The sequence below is a fragment of the Candidatus Cloacimonadota bacterium genome (genome assembly GCA_019429305.1).
GTDB lineage: Bacteria > Cloacimonadota > Cloacimonadia > Cloacimonadales > JAJBBL01 > JAHYIR01.
In genome coordinates this window covers 1-3,170 of sequence record JAHYIR010000051.1, presented here as the reverse complement: position 1 = coordinate 3,170, position 3,170 = coordinate 1, and the positions used below count along the sequence as shown (strand labels likewise).

4 protein-coding genes are annotated in these 3,170 nt (G+C 38.0%); all 4 read left to right on the top strand.

What is annotated here, in order from left to right; translation table 11 throughout:
• On the top strand, positions 1-768 hold a 768-nt coding region (locus K0B81_09735), incomplete at its 5' end, for a phosphomethylpyrimidine synthase ThiC (GenBank protein ID MBW6516873.1).
• A gap of 63 nt (positions 769-831) precedes the next feature.
• Positions 832-1,584, top strand: a complete 753-nt coding sequence (locus K0B81_09730; protein MBW6516872.1) for a bifunctional hydroxymethylpyrimidine kinase/phosphomethylpyrimidine kinase — start codon at positions 832-834, stop codon at positions 1,582-1,584.
• A gap of 406 nt (positions 1,585-1,990) precedes the next feature.
• Positions 1,991-2,866, top strand: coding sequence for a DMT family transporter (locus K0B81_09725; protein MBW6516871.1), 876 nt, complete (start codon positions 1,991-1,993; stop codon positions 2,864-2,866).
• 141 nt (positions 2,867-3,007) lie between these two features.
• Positions 3,008-3,170: 4Fe-4S binding protein (locus K0B81_09720; protein ID MBW6516870.1), on the top strand; the 163-nt coding region annotated here is incomplete at its 3' end.

Genomic DNA, 3,170 nt, shown 5'->3' with positions numbered 1-3,170 from the left:
GAGAGATCAGAAAGAGTATTAGGTATAGTCAGTCGTGGTGGTTCTCTCCTCAAGCATTGGATAGAGGTAACGGGAAACGAAAACCCCTTGTATGAGGATTATGATCGTCTTCTGGACATTGCAGAGAAATATGATGTTACCCTCAGTCTCGGTGACGGATTAAGACCCGGTGCACAGAATGATGCGACTGATATCGGGCAGATCTCGGAACTACTCATTCTTGGCGAATTAGTCGAATTAGCTAATAAGAGAGGTGTACAGGTCATGGTAGAAGGTCCCGGTCATATTCCACTTGATGAAGTCGAGATGAATGTTAAACTACAGAAAAAGCTATGCCATAATGCCCCTTTTTACGTTTTAGGGCCATTAGTGACCGATATTGCACCCGGATATGATCATATAACCGGAGCTATTGGAGGTGCCTTGGCAGCTTCTTATGGTGCCGATTTTCTCTGCTATGTAACTCCAGCTGAGCATCTCTGCTTACCTGATCTGGAGGATGTCAAACAAGGTGTCATCGCATCTAAATTAGCTGCTCATTGTGGTGATCTGGTAAAAAGAAAACAGATTGCTATACAACGGGATAGAGCAATATCGGAAGCTCGCCGTGAATTGAATTGGGAAAGAGTTTTTCAATTTGCCCTTGACCCTTTATTAGCAAAAAAGCGAAAAGAGTCAACTACAGAAACTGATTCTGACTATTGCTCTATGTGCGGTTCGCTCTGTGCTATTAAGATTGATAAGAAAGCAACCAAACCAAACGCATAGGCAAATCATCTTTATTCTCAGTATCAAAGACTGAGTTTGTTTAGTAAAACATGGTGAATCATTATGTTTAAAGTTAGAAGTACGCAAAAATACTTTCTTTCTATAGCAGCTACAGATACTACTGGAGAAGCTGGGATAACTAAGGATTGTAAAATAGCTAACCAATTTGGCTTTAATACTTTGGGAGCGGTTACAGCAATAACTATTCAAGATGATAATGGAGTAAAAAACATTTATCCACTTGATGGTAGTATTTTGGAGGAACAATTAGATATTTGTTCAACTTTCGATGTGAATTGTCTCAAAATTGGAGTTTTAGGTAACAAAAAAAACGCTTTGATCGTAGCTGAATCGCTAAGCAAATTTCCCCAAGCAATAAAAGTATGGGATCCCGTCTTCTCCCCCACTTCAGGAGAATCTTTCGTAATGGACAGTGATATAGGCGATATACTTTGGGCACTGTTACCTGAAATTGATATACTAACACCAAATTTCTCAGAACTCGCTAAAATTCTCAATATAATCGATCCAAAACACGACAATTGGCAGAGATCAGCTCACGATATGGCAAAAAAATACGATGTTGCCCTGTTTGTTAGCGGTGGTCATAGCGATACCGAAGATATACTTATTAGAGAATTTTTGATCGATAAAGAAAGAATTATCTGCTTAAGTAAGATGAGAACACCTCTCAGATATCAGCACGGCACCGGTTGTACTCTTTCAACAACATTGGCATGTTATATGACATTAGCAACCGATATTGTTAAGGCATGTCGGAAAAGCACCGAACTCGTTGATCTGCTTTATACTTAATTTTAAGAAACTATTAGGGAGCACATGAGCCGGATAGAGCCGGCTCATGTGCTCCCTAAAGTTTAATGCTTATTCTGTATAGATAATAACTATTCTCTTATTGACTACGATCTTTAGATTCGACACTTCGTGTGCCAAGGAATATTCCTCTTATGAATAGTTCCGAGCTAGACGAAGTCAATACCCTCTACTTAGAAAAATAAAGGAGTTATCTTAATGTATGGCTAATACATATCTGATCAGTAATAGTACTGACCTTTATAGAGAATTGAATAACGAAAGGACATTCTATTAGCTTGACAGAAACTTATCAGCTTTTCTATCGAGATATCTTACAAGGGATTTGAAATGATGAATAGTATAGTTAACCGATATTAACTGAAAGAGGATAGTTTTTGTTCAAGCAATGAAAAAAAGCATTAGTCTCAGCGCCCTTTTTTTTACCTCAGCAATCTGGGGTTTTGCCTTTGTTGCTCAAAGGCAAGGAATGGAGTCACTCGACCCTTTTCTGTTTAATAGTATTAGATTTGCACTCGGTGCTTTAGTTGTTGGTCTTTTGGGATTCAAATCTGTAACTAAATACAAGAAAATTCCCTGGAATCTGGGAATAGTGCTATTTATGGGTGCATCCTTACAGCAAACCGGCTTAATCTGGACTACAGCCGGTAATGCTGGTTTTATAACGGGACTGTATGTAGTATTTGTGCCTATCTTAGGTCTTTTCCGCAATCAGCGACTAAATCGCCAAACTATTTATGCTATATCATTAGCGACCATTGGATTATATCTGATCAATGATAACAGAGATCTAACAGTATCCATAAGCAATGCTTTGATTTTGGTCGGAGCTCTGTTTTGGGCAATCCATCTTCAACTTGTTGATAAACTGATAAAAAGGTATGATACTCTCTATCTTGCCTTTACGCAGTTCGCTATCTGTGCGATATTGAGTCTAATAGTTGGATTGATCTATAATTTGGGATATCGTCCGGAAACATTTCTTAGTAGTGAGATCTTTTCAAACATAGGTTCTGCAGGAATATCTCTGTTATACAGTGGTTTGATCTCGGTAGGAATAGCATATACTTTACAAGTTTTTGCTCAGAGACAAATAGAACCGACAAAAGCAGCAATTATACTTTGCCTGGAGAGCGTCTTTGCTCTTTTAGGAGGATGGCTAATCCTCTCTGAACAAATCACATTTTCTCTCATTATTGGAGCTTCTCTAATTTTGTTAGCTATGATTATCAGTATTAGAGTAAAACCTGCAGTTATCCATTAGTTAGTTGCTTTATTATCTCATAGCTGAAGCAGTTAGTGTACAACTAATAAGATACAATATGGGGAAATTTAAGGGTTGACAATTTACTCCCTCAAAGAAATCTCAAAACAATATTATAAATTAAACGATAAGGAGTTAGTTATGCCGAAAATGACTGTTGATCCTTATTATTGCAAAGGTTGTGGTTTATGCATCGAAGCATGTCCGAAAAAGATAATCCGTTTCTCAGAGGAGATCAATGCTAAGGGTTATCATTATGCTGAATGTTTCGATCAGGAAGCTTGTATAGATCGGAAGAGCACAC